General features: G+C 72.3%; 17 protein-coding genes. 11 read left to right on the forward strand and 6 right to left on the reverse strand.

Annotated elements, in window-relative coordinates; all coding sequences use genetic code 11:
* Window positions 1–86: 86 nt before the first annotated feature.
* The 10 genes from thiC (at window position 87) to HFV08_RS13870 (ending at window position 6,672) form a co-directional block, all read left to right on the forward strand.
* Window positions 87–1,853 (forward strand): phosphomethylpyrimidine synthase ThiC, encoded by a 1,767-nt coding sequence (gene thiC / locus HFV08_RS13825; RefSeq protein ID WP_168539304.1) that lies wholly within the window; start codon window positions 87–89, stop codon window positions 1,851–1,853.
* 123 nt (window positions 1,854–1,976) lie between these two features.
* Complete coding sequence (locus HFV08_RS13830; protein WP_168539306.1) at window positions 1,977–2,405, forward strand: Asp23/Gls24 family envelope stress response protein; 429 nt, start codon at window positions 1,977–1,979, stop codon at window positions 2,403–2,405.
* A gap of 240 nt (window positions 2,406–2,645) precedes the next feature.
* Window positions 2,646–2,969, forward strand: coding sequence for a gas vesicle protein GvpO (gene gvpO / locus HFV08_RS13835; RefSeq protein WP_168539308.1), 324 nt, complete (start codon window positions 2,646–2,648; stop codon window positions 2,967–2,969).
* A 118-nt stretch (window positions 2,970–3,087) separates the two neighbouring features.
* Entirely contained in the window at window positions 3,088–3,618 is a 531-nt protein-coding gene (gene gvpJ / locus HFV08_RS13840; RefSeq protein WP_168539310.1) for a gas vesicle protein GvpJ, read from the forward strand.
* Window positions 3,619–3,620: 2 nt separating this feature from the next.
* Window positions 3,621–4,385: a GvpL/GvpF family gas vesicle protein gene (locus tag HFV08_RS13845; RefSeq protein ID WP_168539312.1), complete on the forward strand. Its 765-nt coding sequence runs from the start codon at window positions 3,621–3,623 to the stop codon at window positions 4,383–4,385.
* Window positions 4,376–4,600, forward strand: coding sequence for a gas vesicle protein GvpG (locus HFV08_RS13850; protein WP_168539314.1), 225 nt, complete (start codon window positions 4,376–4,378; stop codon window positions 4,598–4,600). Before HFV08_RS13845 ends, HFV08_RS13850 begins: the two co-directional genes overlap by 10 nt.
* Window positions 4,601–4,703: 103 nt before the next feature.
* Window positions 4,704–5,114 (forward strand): gas vesicle protein, encoded by a 411-nt coding sequence (locus HFV08_RS13855; protein WP_168539574.1) that lies wholly within the window; start codon window positions 4,704–4,706, stop codon window positions 5,112–5,114.
* A complete protein-coding gene (locus tag HFV08_RS13860; RefSeq protein WP_168539316.1) occupies window positions 5,111–6,160 on the forward strand; it encodes a GvpL/GvpF family gas vesicle protein in 1,050 nt (349 codons plus the stop codon). The genes HFV08_RS13855 and HFV08_RS13860 overlap by 4 nt, the downstream gene beginning before the upstream one ends.
* 6 nt (window positions 6,161–6,166) lie before the next feature.
* On the forward strand, window positions 6,167–6,397 hold the full coding sequence (locus tag HFV08_RS13865) for a gas vesicle protein (protein ID WP_040251390.1): 231 nt from the start codon (window positions 6,167–6,169) through the stop codon (window positions 6,395–6,397).
* Entirely contained in the window at window positions 6,394–6,672 is a 279-nt protein-coding gene (locus HFV08_RS13870) for a gas vesicle protein K (protein ID WP_168539318.1), read from the forward strand. The genes HFV08_RS13865 and HFV08_RS13870 overlap by 4 nt, the downstream gene beginning before the upstream one ends.
* 34 nt (window positions 6,673–6,706) lie before the next feature.
* On the opposite strand, the gene HFV08_RS13875 is transcribed toward HFV08_RS13870, so the two are convergent.
* The 5 genes from HFV08_RS13875 to HFV08_RS13895 all read right to left on the reverse strand — a co-directional run bounded on the left by HFV08_RS13875 (window position 6,707) and on the right by HFV08_RS13895 (window position 12,527).
* Window positions 6,707–7,693, reverse strand: a complete 987-nt coding sequence (locus HFV08_RS13875) for an SRPBCC family protein (protein WP_168539320.1) — start codon at window positions 7,691–7,693, stop codon at window positions 6,707–6,709.
* Between the two features lie 5 nt (window positions 7,694–7,698).
* Window positions 7,699–8,400, reverse strand: coding sequence for a hypothetical protein (locus tag HFV08_RS13880; RefSeq protein WP_168539322.1), 702 nt, complete (start codon window positions 8,398–8,400; stop codon window positions 7,699–7,701).
* A gap of 161 nt (window positions 8,401–8,561) precedes the next feature.
* Window positions 8,562–9,452, reverse strand: coding sequence for a hypothetical protein (locus tag HFV08_RS13885; protein WP_168539324.1), 891 nt, complete (start codon window positions 9,450–9,452; stop codon window positions 8,562–8,564).
* Window positions 9,453–9,683: 231 nt separating this feature from the next.
* Window positions 9,684–10,730, reverse strand: coding sequence for a metallophosphoesterase (locus HFV08_RS13890; protein WP_168539576.1), 1,047 nt, complete (start codon window positions 10,728–10,730; stop codon window positions 9,684–9,686).
* A 684-nt stretch (window positions 10,731–11,414) separates the two neighbouring features.
* Complete coding sequence (locus tag HFV08_RS13895) at window positions 11,415–12,527, reverse strand: LacI family DNA-binding transcriptional regulator (RefSeq protein WP_078845016.1); 1,113 nt, start codon at window positions 12,525–12,527, stop codon at window positions 11,415–11,417.
* Window positions 12,528–12,990: 463 nt separating this feature from the next.
* On the opposite strand from HFV08_RS13895, the gene hisC reads away from it, so the two are divergent.
* Window positions 12,991–14,070: a histidinol-phosphate transaminase gene (hisC, locus tag HFV08_RS13900; RefSeq protein WP_168539326.1), complete on the forward strand. Its 1,080-nt coding sequence runs from the start codon at window positions 12,991–12,993 to the stop codon at window positions 14,068–14,070.
* 49 nt (window positions 14,071–14,119) lie between these two features.
* Here the strand turns inward: hisC and HFV08_RS13905 are convergent, their stop codons facing one another.
* A complete protein-coding gene (locus HFV08_RS13905; RefSeq protein WP_168539328.1) occupies window positions 14,120–15,913 on the reverse strand; it encodes an acyl-CoA dehydrogenase in 1,794 nt (597 codons plus the stop codon).
* Window positions 15,914–16,116 lie beyond the last annotated feature (203 nt).

The raw sequence follows: 16,116 nt of genomic DNA on the forward strand, positions 1-16,116 counted from the left end.
GGACACGTGCCGGAAGCCGGAGGGGACTTGGCTGCGTCGACCGCCGAACCTGTTACCGGGTAATGCCGGCGTAGGGAGTAGGTCTGATGACCGTTCAGGATGCACACACGCCTGCCCAGAACACCGGGGGCGGCACCACCACCGCGGGCTGGCACAAGGCGTACGTCGAGGGCTCCCGCCCCGATCTGCGCGTACCGGTCCGTCAGGTGCACCTCACCAACGGATCCGCCGTCACGCTGTACGACACCTCCGGCCCGTACACCGACCCCGCCGCGGAGACCGACGTGCGGCGCGGGCTGCCGCCGCTGCGGGCGGCCTGGATCGCCGAGCGCGGGGACACCGAGGAGTACCGGGGCCGCCCGGTGCGCCCCGAGGACGACGGGCTCAAGCCGCACGCCGCGGGCCTGCGCAACCTCGACGCCCTCTTCCCGGGCGGCAGCCGGAACCCGCGCCGCAGCCGCACCGGCGCCCCGGTGACCCAGCTCGCGTACGCGCGGCGCGGGGAGATCACCCCGGAGATGGAGTACATCGCGCTGCGGGAGAACGTGGCCCCGGAGGTGGTGCGGGCCGAACTCGCCGCCGGGCGGGCGGTGTTGCCCGCCAACATCAACCATCCCGAGATCGAGCCGATGATCATCGGCAAGCGGTTCCTGGTGAAGGTCAACGCCAACATCGGCAATTCGGCGGTCACTTCCTCCATCGAGGAGGAGGTCGAGAAGATGACCTGGGCGACCCGCTGGGGCGCCGACACGGTCATGGACCTGTCCACCGGCCGCAATATCCACACCACCCGCGAGTGGGTGCTGCGCAACTCCCCCGTGCCCATCGGCACGGTGCCGCTCTACCAGGCGCTGGAGAAGGTGGACGGCCGCGCCGAGGAGCTGACCTGGGAGATCTACAAGGACACCGTCCTCGAACAGGCCGAGCAGGGCGTGGACTACATGACGGTCCACGCGGGCGTACGCCTGGCCCACGTCCCGCTGACCGCGAACCGCAAGACCGGCATCGTCTCCCGCGGCGGCTCGATCATGGCCGCCTGGTGCCTGGCGCACCACCAGGAGAGCTTCCTCTACACGCACTTCGAGGAGCTCTGCGAGATCCTCGCCGCCTACGACGTCACGTACTCCCTCGGCGACGGGCTGCGCCCCGGCTCCATCGCGGACGCCAACGACGAGGCGCAGTTCGCCGAGCTGCACACCCTCGGCGAGCTGAACCGCATCGCCCGGCGGCACGAGGTGCAGACCATGATCGAGGGCCCGGGCCATGTCCCGATGCACAAGATCAAGGAGAACATCGACCTCCAGCAGGAGATCTGCGAGGAGGCCCCCTTCTACACCCTCGGCCCGCTGACCACCGATGTCGCCCCGGCCTACGACCACATCACCTCCGGCATCGGCGCCGCGATGATCGGCTGGTGGGGCACGGCCATGCTCTGCTACGTCACCCCCAAGGAACACCTGGGCCTGCCCAACCGGGACGATGTGAAGACCGGCGTCATCACCTACAAGATCGCCGCCCACGCCGCGGACCTCGCCAAGGGCCACCCCGGCGCCCAGGAATGGGACGACGCCCTGTCCGACGCGCGGTTCGAGTTCCGCTGGGAGGACCAGTTCAACCTGGCACTCGACCCGGACACGGCCCGCGAGTTCCACGACGAGACGCTGCCCGCCGAGCCCGCGAAGACGGCGCACTTCTGCTCGATGTGCGGGCCGAAGTTCTGCTCGATGAAGATCTCCCACGACATCCGGCGCGAGCACGGCAGCAGCGCGAGCGAGATCCAGGCCGGGATGGAGCAGAAGGCGAGGGAGTTCGCCGAGACGGGGAACCGGGTGTATCTGCCGCTCGCCGACTGAGCGCCGCTGCGGGCCGGTGCCGCCCGCCCCGGTCCTCCCGACAGGCGTTCCTCACCCGGAAGGCCTAGCGTGAGGGGTGTGGGCGGGCGGTGTCCCCCACAGACGACAGAGGTGATCTGGCGCATGGCTGACACACAGAACATTCGTGAAGAGGCCGCCCGGCGGGGTCGTACCACCGTCGCGGACGGCGCCGTCCGGAAGATCGCGTACCTGGCGGCCCGGGACGTCGACGGCGTCCACGCGCTGGGCAGCGGGCCCTCACGTTCGGTCGGGGCCCTGCGCGAGCGCGCACCCGGCGGCTCGAAGACCGTGACCCGCGGAGTCGGCGTGGAGGTGGGCGAGAAGCAGGCGGCGATCGACCTGAACCTGGTGGTCGACTACGGAGTGTCGATCACGGAGGTGGCGGGAGACGTACGCGAGAGCGTGATCTCCGCCGTCGAGCGGATGGCGGGCCTCGACGTGGTCGAGGTCAACATCGACGTCAGCGACGTCAAGCTGCCCGACGAGGAGGACGACGAGGACGAGGACAAGCCCAAGGGGCGGGTCCAGTAAGTAGTCGTCCGGGGCCGGTAGTCCAGGTCCGGTAGGCCGATAGGCCGATAGGTCGGTAGGTCGGCGGACCCAGCAGGCCGCCAGGCAAACCGGCAGGCAAGCAAGCCGGTCGGCGAGTACGTACATACGGCGGCGCGGGTGCGTCGGGCGCAGGGGAGCTGTGTCCGGTGCACCCGCGCCGCCGTACCCGTTTGCCCCGTTGAGGATGCCGTCGCCGGGGGCCGGTGGTCGGCTGGGCCCATGGCACAGAAGAGCAGGACGCGGGAGGAGTCCGCGCGCCCGCCCGCGCGGAAGCGCCCCGGCACGGCGGCGCCCGGGCCCGGCGAGGTCGCGCGGGAGGCGGCCGCCGCGCTGGAGGAGCTGATCAGCCACAGCACCGAGGGGGTCTCCGCCGTCCGGCGCACCGAGGAGGGCTGGGACGTCGCGGTCGACGTCCTCGAAGTGGCGCGCATCCCGGACACCACCAGCCTGCTCGCCACCTACGAGGTGAAGGCGGGCCCGCGAGGCGAACTCCTGGAGTACCGCAGGGTCCGCCGCTACCGCAGAGGCGCGGCCGACGAGTAGCGGCCGAGGAGCAGGAGTCGACGCGCGGGAGTCGATGCGCAGTGGTCGACGCGATGTGCCCGACGCGAAGTGGCCGAGGACCGGAAGCGGCCGCCCCACCACCGGAAAGGCCCGACTGATGACGACGACCCGCTATGCCGACGAGGTCCTGCCCTGCCCGCCCCGCGCCGGAACGCTCTACGACGTACTGGAACTCATCCTGGACCGCGGGATGGTCATCGACGTCTTCATCCGGGTCTCCCTGGTCGGGATCGAGATCCTCAAGATCGACGCCCGGATCGTCGTCGCCAGCGTCGACACCTATCTGCGCTTCGCGGAGGCCTGCAACCGGCTCGACCTGGAGCGGGACTCCGGGAGCGTCACCGTCCCCGAGCTCTTCGGCGGCCAGGCCGCCCGCAAGATCGGCAAGAGCAAGGCGAAGAAGAAGGCGAAGTCCGTGGGGGACTCGCTGCGCGAGGCGGTGGGCGGCTCGGGCGACTCCGGTGACGAGGACGAGGACGAGAACGAGAACGATCACGCGTACGAGGACGACGACGAGAACGACGACGCGTACGAGGAAGAGGAGCGGGAGAAGGTTCCGGCCGGTCGGCGCCGGCGCGCTCCGGTGCGGTCCGGGTCCGCCTCCCGCCGCCGCTCGGGAAGGGACTGACCGTGGCCGGGACCGGGCTCTACGTGTACGGGATCCTCCGGGCCGGGCACCCGCTGCCCGCGGGCCTGCGCGGGGTGGGCAAGGAACCGGGCCCGCCGCGGAGCCTCACCGAGGGCCCGCTCGCCGCGGTGGCCGGAGCCGCGCCCGCGGATCTGCGGGCCCGGCGCCGCGATCTGCTGGCCCACCAGGAGCTGCTGCTCACCCTCGCCGGGTCCGGGCCCGTGCTGCCGATGCGGTTCGGCATGGTGGCCGCCGACGAGGCCGCGCTCCGGCGCCATCTGCGCGAGGCGCGGGAGAGCCACCTGCGGACCCTGGAACTGCTCGACGGGCGGGTCGAGGTCAACGTCAAGGTGCTGCCCGCCGAGGACGAGGAGGCCCTCGCCCGGCTGCTCGGCGAGGACACCGGGCTGCGGCGGCTGAGCGCCGAGGCGCGGACCCGCCCGAGCTACCAGGCCAAGGTCCGCCTCGGCGAGGCGGTCACCACCGCGCTGACCCGGCGGGCGACCGAGGCGGCCGGGCTCGTCCGGCGGGAACTGGAGCCCGCGGCGCACGCGGTGGCCCCCGGACCCGCCGTCACCGGCTGCGTACTGAACGCCTCCTTCCTGGTGGCGCGCGAGGACAGCGAGGCCTTCCTCGCCGCGGCCCGGGGCCTCGGCGAGCGGCACCACGACCGCCTGCGCCTGCGGGCGGCCGGACCCCTGCCCTGCTACAGCTTCAGCGACGGCGGCTCGCCCGTCCCGCCGGACCGGGTGGCGGCATGGGCCTGATCACCGGACTGCTCACGCTGCCCCTGGCCCCCGTACGCGGGGTGACCTGGGTCGCCGACCAGCTCGCGCGGGCGGCCGACCGCGAACTGCACGACCCCGCGGTGGTACGGGCCAAGCTCGCCGCACTGAACGAGGACTACGACAACGGCCTGCTCAGCGAGGAGGAGTTCGAGCGGGAGGAAGAGCAGCTGCTCGACCTCCTGCGGGGGTACTGACGAGCCGCCGGGCCGCGGGACCGGGCCGGGGCGGCGGGGCGGGGAGCCGGGCGCACCACACCGTAGGGAAGAGGGCGGAACAGCCGTGAGGGATGTCGACTACATGCCGGAGGCCATCGCCTCCCAGGGACCCACCACCAGCAACCTCGCCGACATCCTGGAGCGCGTCCTCGACAAGGGCATCGTGATCGCCGGGGACATCAAGATCGACCTCCTGGACATCGAACTCCTCACCATCAGGCTGCGGCTCTTCGTCGCCTCGGTGGAGACCGCCAGGAAGGCCGGTATCGACTGGTGGGAGACGGACCCGGCGCTCAGCACCCGCGCCGCCCGCGACGAGATGGAGCAGGAGAACCGGATGCTGCGGGAGCGCCTGGAGGCACTGGAGTCCGGCGACCGGGACCGGGAGCGGGAGTCCGCCGGGGAGCGGAACCGGGACCGGGAACCCGCCGGCGAGCGGAACCGGGGCCGGAAGACCGCCGGGCAGCGCGGCACGAGCGGGGCGGGAGCATGACGCGCCCCGCCGCCGCATCGGACGGGCGCCTTGCGGCTGTCCCGCCGGAGGAGCGTCTCGCCGTCGTCTCGCCGGAGCAGCACCTGGCGAACGTCTCGCCGGAGGAGCATCTCGCCACCGCCCCGCCGGGCGAGGAGCTCGCCACGTATGTGTTCGCGGTGTGCCGCCGCCGGGTGCGGGAGGCCGCGTTCGCGGGGCTGCCGGGGCTGGCCGAGGGCGCCCCCGACCGTCCGGAGCACCCCGTGCGCACCCTGCGCTTCGGCGCGCTGACCGCGGTCGTCCAGCACGTCCCGGCGGCCCGCTTCACCGAGGAGGCCTGGCAGCAGCGCCTCGCCGACATCCGGGAGCTCGAACGCTGCGCCCGGGCCCACCACGCCGTGGTCACCGTGGCCGCCGCCGGGGGCCCGGCCGCCCCGCTGGCCCTGGGCACCCTCTACCACGGCGACGACCGCGCCCGCGCGGCCCTGGAATCCGACGCGGAGCGCTTCCACGCCGCGCTGGACCGCATCGACGGCCATGTGGAGTGGGGCGTGAAGGCCTACGTCGCGGCGGGGTCCTCCTCCGCCACCGCGACGGCGGGGACGAGTACGGGCGGGGAAGCGGGCGCGGGCGCCAGTCCGCGTACGGGCACGGGTACGGATGTCAGTCCGCGTACGGGTACGGGTGCGGGTACGGGTGCGGACGCCCGTGGCGGATCCCGGACCGGGACCCGGACCGGGACCGGCGGCGGAGCGGGCCGTGCCTATCTGGAGCGGAAGCGGGGGGCGCACCGGGACCGCGCCCAACGCCATGAGCGGGCGCTGCGCCTGGGTGAGGAGGTGGACGCCGAGTTGACCGGCCTGGCCAGGGCGGGCCGCCGACTGCGGGCGCACAGCCAGGAGTTCACCGGCCGGGAGCGGCTCCAGGTCCTCAACGCCACCTATCTGGTCGCCGCGGAACGGGAGGCCGAACTGCGTGCCCGGGTCGAGTCCCTGCGCCATCGGACCGGGGCGCGGATCGAGGTCTCCGGGCCCTGGGTGCCGTACTCCTTCGCCGGGGAGGTGTGACCGGCGGTGCACGGACGCGAACCCGTCCCCTGGGAGACACCGGAACCCCTGTCCGGCCCGCTCGGCGTGCCCCTGGTGGACCTGCTCGACCGGGTCCTCGCCACCGGGGTCGTGGTCAGCGGTGACCTGGTGATCGCCATCGCCGATGTGCCGCTGGTACGGCTCTCGCTGCACGCCCTGCTGTCCTCGGTCAGCGAGCGGGTACCGGCGCCGTGGGCGGACGGGGGCCCGCTGTGAGCGAGCGCAGACTGGATGTCGACCGGGAGCAGATGGGCCGTGACCTGGTCTCCCTGGTGCTGACCGTCGTCGAACTGCTGCGGCAGCTGATGGAGCGGCAGGCGCTGCGCCGGGTCGAGCAGGGGGACCTCAGCGAGGAGCAGGTGGAGCAGATCGGGGAGACCCTCATGCACCTCGACGCGCGGATGACCGAACTCTGCGAACAGCACGGCCTCCGGCTGGAGGACCTCAACCTGGACCTCGGCCCCCTGGGCTCCCTGCTCCCGCGCGACTGAACCCCGGCACCGGCCCTGCCCCCACCGGCCACCGTCACTCCTCCTCTTCCTCTTCGTCCTCCTCCCCTTCCTCCTCGTACTCGTCCTCGCCGCCGTCCCCTTCTTCTTCCTCTTCTTCTTCCTCTTCGCCCTCGTAGCCCTCTTCGTCTTCGTTCTCGTACTCGTCCTCTTCGTCCGGGGCTTCCGCCTCGTCCCGTTCCTCGTCGTCCTTCAGGCCTTCCTCGTGGCTGCGGACGACCTCGCCTTCGCGGATCTCGCCCCGCCATCCTTCGAGGTCCTCGTCGTCGGTGAAGGTGACGTAGCGCTGGAAGTGCTTGAGGTCCAGGCGGAGGCGGCGGCCCTGGGCCCGCCAGATGTTGCCGGTCTTCTCGAAGAAGCCCGCGGGGGTGTACTCGACCACGGCGACGATGCGGGTGAGATTGGGTCCCAGTTCGTGGAAGCTGAGGGCTCCGCGGGTCGTGCCCTTGGCGCCTTCCGAGGTCCAGACGATGCGGTCGTCGGGGATCTGCTCCTGGACGGTCGCCTTCCAACTCCGGTTGGAGAAGGCGATCTTGAGTTTCCAGTCGCTCTCGATCTCGTCCGACTTCGTGACGCTGGTGACACCCTTGGTGAAGTCGCTGAATTCCTCGAACTCGGTCCAGCGGTCGTACACCGTACGCAGGGGCATGCCGATGTCGATGTGCTCGATGATGTTCGTGACCTTGACGGTGCCCGCTTTCCCGCCGCCGCCCCCGAAGGCGCTCTTGACGGAGTCCACGGCCTTGTCTTTCAGCTCGCCGCCCTTTTCACCGGCGAAGGCCTTCAGCGGATTCTCGCCGCCCATCACGCGCTTTCCGGCGTTGAGGAGGGTGCTGCCGCCCTCGGAGGAGCCGCCGACGCCCTCCGCCAGGTCGCTGATCCTGCTGCCGACGGAATCCACCAGCTTCTGGCCGCGCGCCTGCGCGTAGGAGGTGAGCTGCTCCTTGAGCTGGTCGAGGCCCGAGGACTTCTCCGGTGCCGCGGCTTCCTTCTTCTCGGTCATGGCGGTCACCGCCTCCGGGTGCTGGTGCTCTTCTTCGCAGCGGATTTCTTCGCGGCGGACTTCTTGGCAGGCGCCTTCTTGGCAGCGGTCTTCTTGGCTGCGGTCTTCTTCGCGGGCGCCTTCTTCGCGGCGGATTTCTTCGCCGGAGCCTTCTTCGCGGCGGTCTTCCTGGGCGGGGCCTTCTTCGGCGGGGCCTTCTTCGCCCTGGGCCGAGGCGCCGGTTCTTCTTCCTCCGCCTCTTCTTCCTCGTCCTCGTCCTCTTCCTCCTCGTCCTCGCCCTCTTCTTCGCCTTCCTCGTCTTCTTCGTCTTCCTCGGGTTCCTCGTCCTCGTACTCGTCCTCCGCTTCCTCGTCCGCTTCCTCGTCCGGCTCCTCGTCCTCGGAGCCTTCGAGGGGCTCCTGCAGGGCGGCCGTGCGCTCCTTGAGGGCGTCGGCGAGGGAGAGGAGGCGGCGGTCGGCGGTGGACGAGAGCGCGGCGCGTCCCGAGGTCAGCAGTTCGCCTCTGACCTGCTCGATCAGCGGCTCGAACTGGGGGTTCTTGGCGAGCTCGCGCAGCGCGAGGCTCAGCAGCTCCCGGGGGTTGGAGGGCACCGCGGCGCCTCCCACCAGGGAAGCGACGGCGAGGGCGAACTTGGCCTTGCGGGTACGACCGAGGAAGTAGCCTGCGGCCAGCGCGCTGACCAGAGAGATTTTCGCCTTGTCATCCATGAGCGGGTCCTCACGGCGGTCGACGTGGCGGCCGGCCCGGCGGACCCGGGCGGCCCTGGCTGCCGCGCCGAGGGCTCGGTCGGCAGCACCCCCCACCACTACCCACCCTCCTCCCCGTACCGCCGTCGCGCATCTCCCGGCGGTACGGGACCTCCTCGGGCCTACTCGGGCTGCCGGTCCGCCCCGCTGAAGTCCGGGCTGCTGTAGTCGGGGCTGGAGTAGCTGGGCCCCGTCCCGGTGCGGTGCTCGCCCTCGCCGGGGCTGGAGAACCCGGGCCGGTGGTAGCCGAGTTGGGGCATCCGGTGGCCGCTCGCGGGGTCCGGCGCCGGGGCGGGACCCGCGGCGGCGGGCCGGGCGGCGGCCTCGGCGAGGAAGGGCAGGATCCCGCGGTGGGTGAGGGCGTCGAGCCAGTCCTGGCGGGCGCGTTCGACCTCCGCCAGCTTCAGGCGCTCGGCCTGGGCCGCGGGCCGCCCGTCGGCGGAGTTGCGCAGCGCGGCGAAGAGCAGTCCGGCCCCGGCGACCAGGATGGCCAGGGCGGTGAGCCCGGCGAAGGTCCACCCGGTGGTGAGCATCGACTTCGCGAAGCCGTCCTGCGGGCTGACGGCCTTGAGGAGGTAGCCGACGAGCAGGAAGATCACCGCGGCGGCGCCCGCGAGCATCGGCGTGAGCACGGCGACCACGGCGAGCACTCCCGCGCTCGCGCTCTCCACCACCTCGGCGGCACCGGCGGCGAGACCGGTGGCCCCGCCCTCGCCCGCGGCGCCGCCCGGACCCTCCCGGGCCGCCGCGGAGCCGGCCGGAGCCTCCTCGGCCGGGGCGGGACGGCGCAGGTCCTCACGTGCCTGAACGTATCTTCGGTACTCGTCCGAGGCGGCGGCGGTGATCAGGGCGGTGGCGCTCAGCGCCATGGTGCGCAGTTGTTCCGGGTTGAGTCCGCGGGCGGCGGCCGGTCCGGCGTCGTACGAAGCGGAGTGCAGCGCCTCGTCGAGGGCCCGCTCGTAGGCGAGCCGGTCCTCGTTCATCAGGTGCTGCGGAACGCTGTTCATGTGCATCCCCCGATGCTCCGTAGGGCATGTGGCCCGCACGGATTGCGGGCCGTAGGGCAGGAAACGGAGGGGAGCCTGCTACGGATAGGGCGATGGTAGAGGGGTCACCGCGCAAGGTGACAGGGGATGAGCGGAATTCGGTGCGTCGGAATCCCGGTGTGATAAGAGTCCGGGCGGGGCCGCCAGGGGTGGTGAGGGGTGCCGCGGGGCGGGTCCCGTCCCGCGGCGGAAGGCGGTTCAGCCTCGCAGCGGAAGCCTGCGGACCAGGAGTTTTCCGGCCATGGTGACGCCGCCGTCCATGGCGATGGCCAGGCCCTCCGCGTAGACGTGCGGCCCTTCGACGGTGGGGCCCGCGCTGTCCTCGCCGTCCTCCGAGCCGACCTCGCCGAGCAGGTACGGGATGGGGCTGTGGCCGTGCACGACCCGCACGCCGCCGTAGGTGCCGAGGAGTTCGCGTACCGCGCCGGCGCCGGAGTCGTCGCGGAAGGCGAAGCGCTTGGTGAACTTGCGGAACAGGTCCCAGCACTCGTCGGCGTCGTTGCGGGTCAGCGCCTCGCGGACGGTGTCGTTGACCTCCTCGATCGAGCTGCCGAAGTCGAGGTAGGCGGTGGTGTCGGAGTGCAGCAGCAGATGGCCGTCCTCCTCCTCCATCGCGTCGAGGCGGGACATCCACTGCAGATGGTGGTCCTGGAGGCGGTCCATGTCGGTCTTCTGGCCGCCGTTGAGCAGCCAGGCCGCCTGGAAAGTGGCCGTGCCCGCACCGGAGTTGACGGGGGTGTCGCCGAAGCGCTTGGCGCCGATGAGCAGCAGTTCGTGGTTGCCCATCAGGGCCTTGCAGTAGCCGCCCGCGGCGGCGGCCTGCGCGGACAGGCGCATCACCAGGTCGATGACGCCGATGCCGTCCGGGCCGCGGTCGGTGAAGTCGCCGAGGAACCACAGCCGGGTGTTGCCCGCGGCCCAGTCGCCCTCGGTGTCGATCAGGCCCTGTTCGCCGAGCGCGGCGAGGAGTTCGTCGAGGTAGCCGTGGACGTCGCCGACCACGTACAGCGGGCCGAGCCCCTCGGGGTCGTCCGCCGCGGGCGCGGGCGCGGGTTCGGCGGCCACCGGGACCTGGAGCGTGTCCCCGCGGTTGATGACCGGCAGGTCGCGCTGGGTCGGGGTGTACCCCTCGGGCTCCTCCTCGTCCGCGAAGGCGGCGGCGAAGGCACCGCCCCGCGAAGGCGCGGGGATCCGGCCGCCCTCGGCGGGCGCCCCGTCCGGATCGGGCACGCCCCTCGGCGGCAGCGGTACGGCCGGTGGCGCGACCGGCGGCGCGGGCGGGGCGGGGGGCGCGGGCTGCTGCGGCTCCCGCCGTCCCTGGACGGGGACTTGGGGCTGACCGGGATACGGCGCGGCGGGACCCTGGGCGTACGGCTCCGGTGCCGGGGCGGCGGCCGGGGGCGTGCGCGGGGGTACGGCGGGCCTTCCCGGTTCCGGTACGGGCGGCGGGCTCCCCGGCTGGTGCGCGGGCGGCTGCTGCGGCTGGAGCCCGGCCTGTTCCTGCGCCTGGCGGACATCGCCCGGCGGGCGGACGGGCTCCGGCGGGGGCACCTGCCCGGGGGCGGTGCCGGGCGGCTGCGGGGCGCCCTCGCGGACGTAGGCAGGCACCCGGAAGTCGCGCAGCGTCGCTGTCCGGACCACGGGTTCCTGACCGGCCCCCTGAGTCATCGACCCCTCCACCATTGCGCCGCAACTGCACCGGAGGGGACTGCCTGGTCGCAGCTTGCCCGCGGTGTCGTGGGCCCATCATAGGAATGCGGCTCGCGCTGTGTGATGACCCAGGGGTGCTGAATCCTGGCCCGTCCCTGGTTCCTTGTGCTTTTCGCCCGAATTGGGACCCCAGTTTTTTTCCGGGCCCCGCCGCGCGAGCCCCTTTGACGGCGGGCCCGGCCCCGCTCCGCACGGACGGACCGCCGTGCGGAAGGGGCCTCAGTCCGGTGCCGGGGCGCGCGGCGGGCTCACCGTGGTCCGCGGCGGCCTGCGCTGCGAGGAGGCGCGCACGATCAGCTCCGTCGGTATCACCTGCTCGACCGGCTGCTCCGATTCCACGCCCTCGATGGCGTCGATGAGCAGCTGCACCACGGCGGTGCCGATCCGGCGCGGCATCAACGACAGCGTGGTGACCGGCGGTTCGGTGTTGGAGTACACCGCGGACTCGCTGCAGCAGACGAGCAGCAGGTCGTCGGGGACCCGCAGTCCGTAGCGGCGGGCGGCGGCGAGCAGGTCGGTGCCGTTGGGGTCGAAGAGCCCGTAGACCGCGTCCGGCCGGTCGGGGCGCGCGAGCAGCCGGTCGGCCGCCCCGGCGCCCGCGCAGGGGTCGTGCGCCGGGTAGGCCTCGTACACCGGGTCCTGGCCGACGCGTTCGCACCAGCGCAGATAGGCGGTGGTGGACAGATGGGTGTACGTGTCCGTGGTGGTGCCGGTGAGCAGGCCGATGCGGCGGGCCCCGGCGGCGGAGAGGTGGTCCAGGATCCCGGCCACCGCCGCCTCGTGGTCGTTGTCCACCCAGGCGGTGACCGGCAGCGAGCCCGCCGGGCGCCCGTCGGAGACCACCGGCAGCCCCTGCCGGACGAGTTCGCTGACCACGGGGTCCTGGTCGGAGGGGTCGATGACGACGGTGCCGTCCAGGGCGACGTTCGACCAGACGTCGTGCCGCGAGGTGGCGGGCAGGATCACCAGGGCGTAGCCGCGGGCGAGCGCGGCCGAGGTGGCGGCCCGCGCCATCTCCGCGAAGTAGGCGAACTCGGTGAAGGTGAAAGGTTCATCCCCGTAGGTCGTCACCGTGAGGCCGATGAGACCCGATTTGCCGGTACGCAGGGTGCGGGCCGCCGCGGAGGGGCGGTAGCCAAGCCGGTCCGCGACCTCGCGGACGTGGCGGCGGGTGGCATCAGGGAGCCTGCCCTTGCCGTTGAGGGCGTCGGAGACCGTGGTGATGGAGACGCCGGCGGCGGCGGCCACGTCTCTGATGCCCGCTCTGCCCGGCCGGTTGCCCCGGCGTGTTGTGTCCGTGCGGCCCACCTGATGCTTACCTGCTGCTGTCATGGCGAGCCGATAGTAGGGCTCTTGGGGTGGGGTGGTGCGTACGCATATTCACCCATTGACAGTCACGTTTCTGCATGGCCCTGAAGGGTCAATTGCCTTGGAATATAAGGTAGTTGACGGTACGACAGATGATTACGGTTGTGCAAAGCGTGCTGTGCCTGCCAATGCCGTGATGTTGCGAAGAGGTCTCAACTCACCTTCACGGGGGATGCGCGCCACGGCGCGAGCCACCGGCGCGCGAAAACCGGCCACGCGCCCCTTGCGGCCGGTTCCGGAAGGGCGGGCCCGGGAGCCTTAGCGGACCCCCGCCGGCAGATGCGTTGTCCCCAGCCCATTCGCAGCGGCGCGCAATCCTCATAGGGTGAGCAGTATTGGGCTCGGCGGGTGTCGAGCGCCCGGCCGTCCGCGGAGGCGGAGGAGCCGGGAGTCGCTGATCACGAGTGGTGTGACGAGGAGGACTGCGGTGAGTGAGACGAGCCCCAGGCTGCGTGCCGAGCTGGACGGCGTCCCGGCCTACAAGCCGGGCAAGCCCGCTGCTGCCGGTGGACCCAAGGCGTACAAGCTGTCCTCCAACGAGAACCCCTACCCGCCGCTGCCCGGGGTCCTGGAGACCGCGCTCGCGGCGGCCGGTTCCTTCAACCGCTACCCGGACCTGGCCTGCACCGCGCTGGTGGCCGAGATCGCCTCCCGCTTCGGGGTGCCCGCGAGCCATGTGGCCACCGGCACCGGCTCGGTCGGCGTCGCCCAGCAGCTGCTGCAGTCCACCGCGGGCCCCGGCGACGAGGTGATCTACGCCTGGCGGTCCTTCGAGGCGTACCCGATCATCACCCGGATCAGCGGCGCCCGGCCGGTCGAGGTCCCGCTGACCGCGGACGAGGGCCACGACCTGGACGCGATGGCCGAGGCGATCACCGAGCGCACCCGGCTGATCTTCGTCTGCAACCCCAACAACCCCACCGGCACCGTGATCCGCCGCGCCGAGCTGGAGCGCTTCCTCGACCGGGTGCCGCCCGAGGTCCTGGTGGTGCTCGACGAGGCCTACCGCGAGTTCATCCGGGACACCGAGGTGCCCGACGGCGTGGAGCTCTACCGCGAGCGCCCCAACGTCTGCGTGCTGCGCACCTTCTCCAAGGCCTACGGACTCGCGGGCCTGAGGGTCGGCTTCGCGATCGCGCACGAGCCGGTCGCCGCGGCGCTGCGCAAGACCGCCGTGCCCTTCGGGGTCAGCCAGCTCGCCCAGGACGCCGCGGTGGCCTCGCTGCGCGCCGAGGACGAACTGCTCGGCCGGGTCGGCTCCCTGGTCGCCGAGCGCGAGCGCGTCCTCGCCACCCTGACCGGGCAGGGCTGGACGGTGGCCGAGACGCACGCCAACTTCGTCTGGCTGCGGCTCGGCGAGCGCACCCTCGACTTCGCCGCGGCCTGCGAGGCGGCGGGCGTGGTGATCCGGCCCTTCGCGGGCGAGGGCGTGCGCGTCACCATCGGCGAGAGCGAGGGCAACGACCTCTTCCTCCAGACCGCGGCCGCCTTCCGCAAGGAGCTGTAGAACCCCCGGTTGGGGGCCGGGCGCCGGGCGCCCGGCCCCCGCTGCTGCCTCAGAAGGCCTCGTCCGGCACGTCGAGCGCGGTCCGGTCCAGGCTCTCCAGGAGGGCGAACTGCGCGTCGGTACGGGGGAGTTCGTGCCGGTAGAAGAAGCGGCAGGCGGCCCGCTTGCCCTCGTAGAAGGCGCCCTCCCGGTCGCCGGTCGCGAGCAGCTGCTCCAGCCAGATCCAGGCGAGCACCACATGGCCGACCGCCTCCAGATAGGCGGTGGCGTTGGCCAGCGCGGTCGCCGGGTCGCCGGTGCCCCACAGCCGCGCGGTCACCTCGCCGATCCGCGCCAGCCGCCCGCCCAGCGCCTCCGCGTACCCGGCGGCCTCCCCGCCCGCCTTCGCGGCCCGCGCCACGCTCGCGCCGATCTGCTCGCCGAGCAGGGCGAGCCCGGCGCCGCCCTCCTGCACCGCCTTGCGGCCGAGCAGGTCGAGACCGTGGATGCCGTGGGTGCCCTCGTGGATGGGGTTGAGCCGGTTGTCGCGGTAGAACTGCTCGACGTTGTACTCCCGGGTGTAGCCGTAGCCGCCGTGCACCTGGATCGCCAGGTCGTTGGCCTCCAGGCACCACTGCGAGGGCCAGCTCTTGGCGATCGGGGTGAGCACGTCGAGCAGCAGCCGCGCCCGGTCCCGGGCCTCCTCGGTGGCGGCGGTGCGCTGCTCGTCGACCAGCCGCCCGCAGTACAGATTGAGCGCCAGCGCCCCCTCCACGTACGACTTCTGGGCGAGCAGCATCCGGCGTACGTCCGCGTGCGCGAGGATCGGGACCTGCGGTGAGGCGGGGTCCTTGGCGCCGAGCGGGCGGCCCTGCGGGCGGTTGCGGGCGTAGTCCAGGGCGTGCAGATAGCCGGTGTAGCCGAGCGCGGTGGCGCCGAGGCCGACCCCGATCCGCGCCTCGTTCATCATGTGGAACATGTACGCGAGGCCGCGGTGCTCCTCGCCGACGAGATGGCCGACGGCGCCCGGCGCGCCCTCCGGCCGGTGCGCGCCCTCGCCGAAGTTGAGCAGGGTGTTGGTGGTGCCGCGGTAGCCCATCTTGTGGTTGAGCCCGGCGAGGACCACGTCGTTGCGGGCGCCGAGCGAACCGTCCGGCGCCACCAGGTACTTGGGCACCACGAAGAGCGAGAGGCCCTTGACCCCGGGCGGGCCGCCGGGGATCCGGGCGAGCACCAGGTGGACGATGTTCTCGGACAGCTCGTGCTCGCCGCCGGAGATCCACATCTTGCTGCCGAACAGCCGGTGGCCGCCGCCCGGCTGGGGCTCGGCCCGGGTGCGCACATCGGCGAGCGAGGAGCCGGCCCCGGGCTCGGACAGGCACATGGTGCCGAAGAAGCGCCCCTCGACCATCGGCCGCACATAGGTGTCGATCTGCTCCCGGCTGCCGTGCGCGAGCAGCAGGTTGGCGTTGCCGGTGGTGAGGAAGGGGTAGGCGCTGGTGCCGACATTGGCCGCCTGGAACCAGGCGAAGCAGGCGTTCGCGACCACGGCCGGGAGCTGGCTGCCGCCGATCTCGTAGTCCATGGTGGCGCCGGTCAGGCCGGACTCGGCGAAGACGGCCAGCGCCTCCTTCACCTCGGGGATGAGGTGGACCCGCTCGCCGTCGAAGCGGGGCTCCTCGGCGTCCGCCTTCTTGTTGTGCGGGGCGAAGTGCCGGGTGGCGATCTGCTCGCTGAGGTCGAGCGCGGCGTCGAAGGTCTCCCGGGAGTGGTCGGCGAACCGGGGCCGCTCGGTGAGCGCGGACACCTCCAGCCACTCGTGCAGCAGGAAGTCGAGGTCGCGGCGGGACAGGAGCAGGGACATACGGGGTCTCCCCGGGGGCTCGGTTGCCCGGGCAGCGGCTGCCCGGCTCCGCCGTCGGCGGAGGCGTTCCGTACCCAGACTAAGCGGTTGCTTACGTTTTCCGCGAGGGGCCCCCGGGCCCGGATTCCGGGGGAGCGAGGCCCTCGGTGCGCCGAGGGGGACCCCCCCTTCGGAGATCGACATTCCGGTAGGACATAATGCTT

Source organism: Streptomyces physcomitrii, from assembly GCF_012273655.1.
Taxonomy (GTDB): Bacteria; Actinomycetota; Actinomycetes; order Streptomycetales; family Streptomycetaceae; genus Streptomyces; species Streptomyces physcomitrii.

Excerpts from the sequence above, each read along its gene's own strand:
- HFV08_RS13885 (WP_168539324.1), bottom strand. The coding sequence starts at position 9,452 with ATGCACATGAACAGCGTTCCGCAGCACCTGATGAACGAGGACCGGCTC.
- gvpJ (WP_168539310.1), top strand. The coding sequence starts at position 3,088 with ATGACGACGACCCGCTATGCCGACGAGGTCCTGCCCTGCCCGCCCCGC.
- HFV08_RS13895 (WP_078845016.1), bottom strand. The coding sequence starts at position 12,527 with ATGACAGCAGCAGGTAAGCATCAGGTGGGCCGCACGGACACAACACGC.
- HFV08_RS13830 (WP_168539306.1), top strand. The coding sequence starts at position 1,977 with ATGGCTGACACACAGAACATTCGTGAAGAGGCCGCCCGGCGGGGTCGT.
- HFV08_RS13875 (WP_168539320.1), bottom strand. The coding sequence starts at position 7,693 with ATGACCGAGAAGAAGGAAGCCGCGGCACCGGAGAAGTCCTCGGGCCTC.
- gvpO (WP_168539308.1), top strand. The coding sequence starts at position 2,646 with ATGGCACAGAAGAGCAGGACGCGGGAGGAGTCCGCGCGCCCGCCCGCG.
- thiC (WP_168539304.1), top strand. The coding sequence starts at position 87 with ATGACCGTTCAGGATGCACACACGCCTGCCCAGAACACCGGGGGCGGC.
- HFV08_RS13860 (WP_168539316.1), top strand. The coding sequence starts at position 5,111 with ATGACGCGCCCCGCCGCCGCATCGGACGGGCGCCTTGCGGCTGTCCCG.
- HFV08_RS13855 (WP_168539574.1), top strand. The coding sequence starts at position 4,704 with ATGCCGGAGGCCATCGCCTCCCAGGGACCCACCACCAGCAACCTCGCC.
- HFV08_RS13880 (WP_168539322.1), bottom strand. The coding sequence starts at position 8,400 with ATGGATGACAAGGCGAAAATCTCTCTGGTCAGCGCGCTGGCCGCAGGC.
- HFV08_RS13905 (WP_168539328.1), bottom strand. The coding sequence starts at position 15,913 with ATGTCCCTGCTCCTGTCCCGCCGCGACCTCGACTTCCTGCTGCACGAG.
- HFV08_RS13850 (WP_168539314.1), top strand. The coding sequence starts at position 4,376 with ATGGGCCTGATCACCGGACTGCTCACGCTGCCCCTGGCCCCCGTACGC.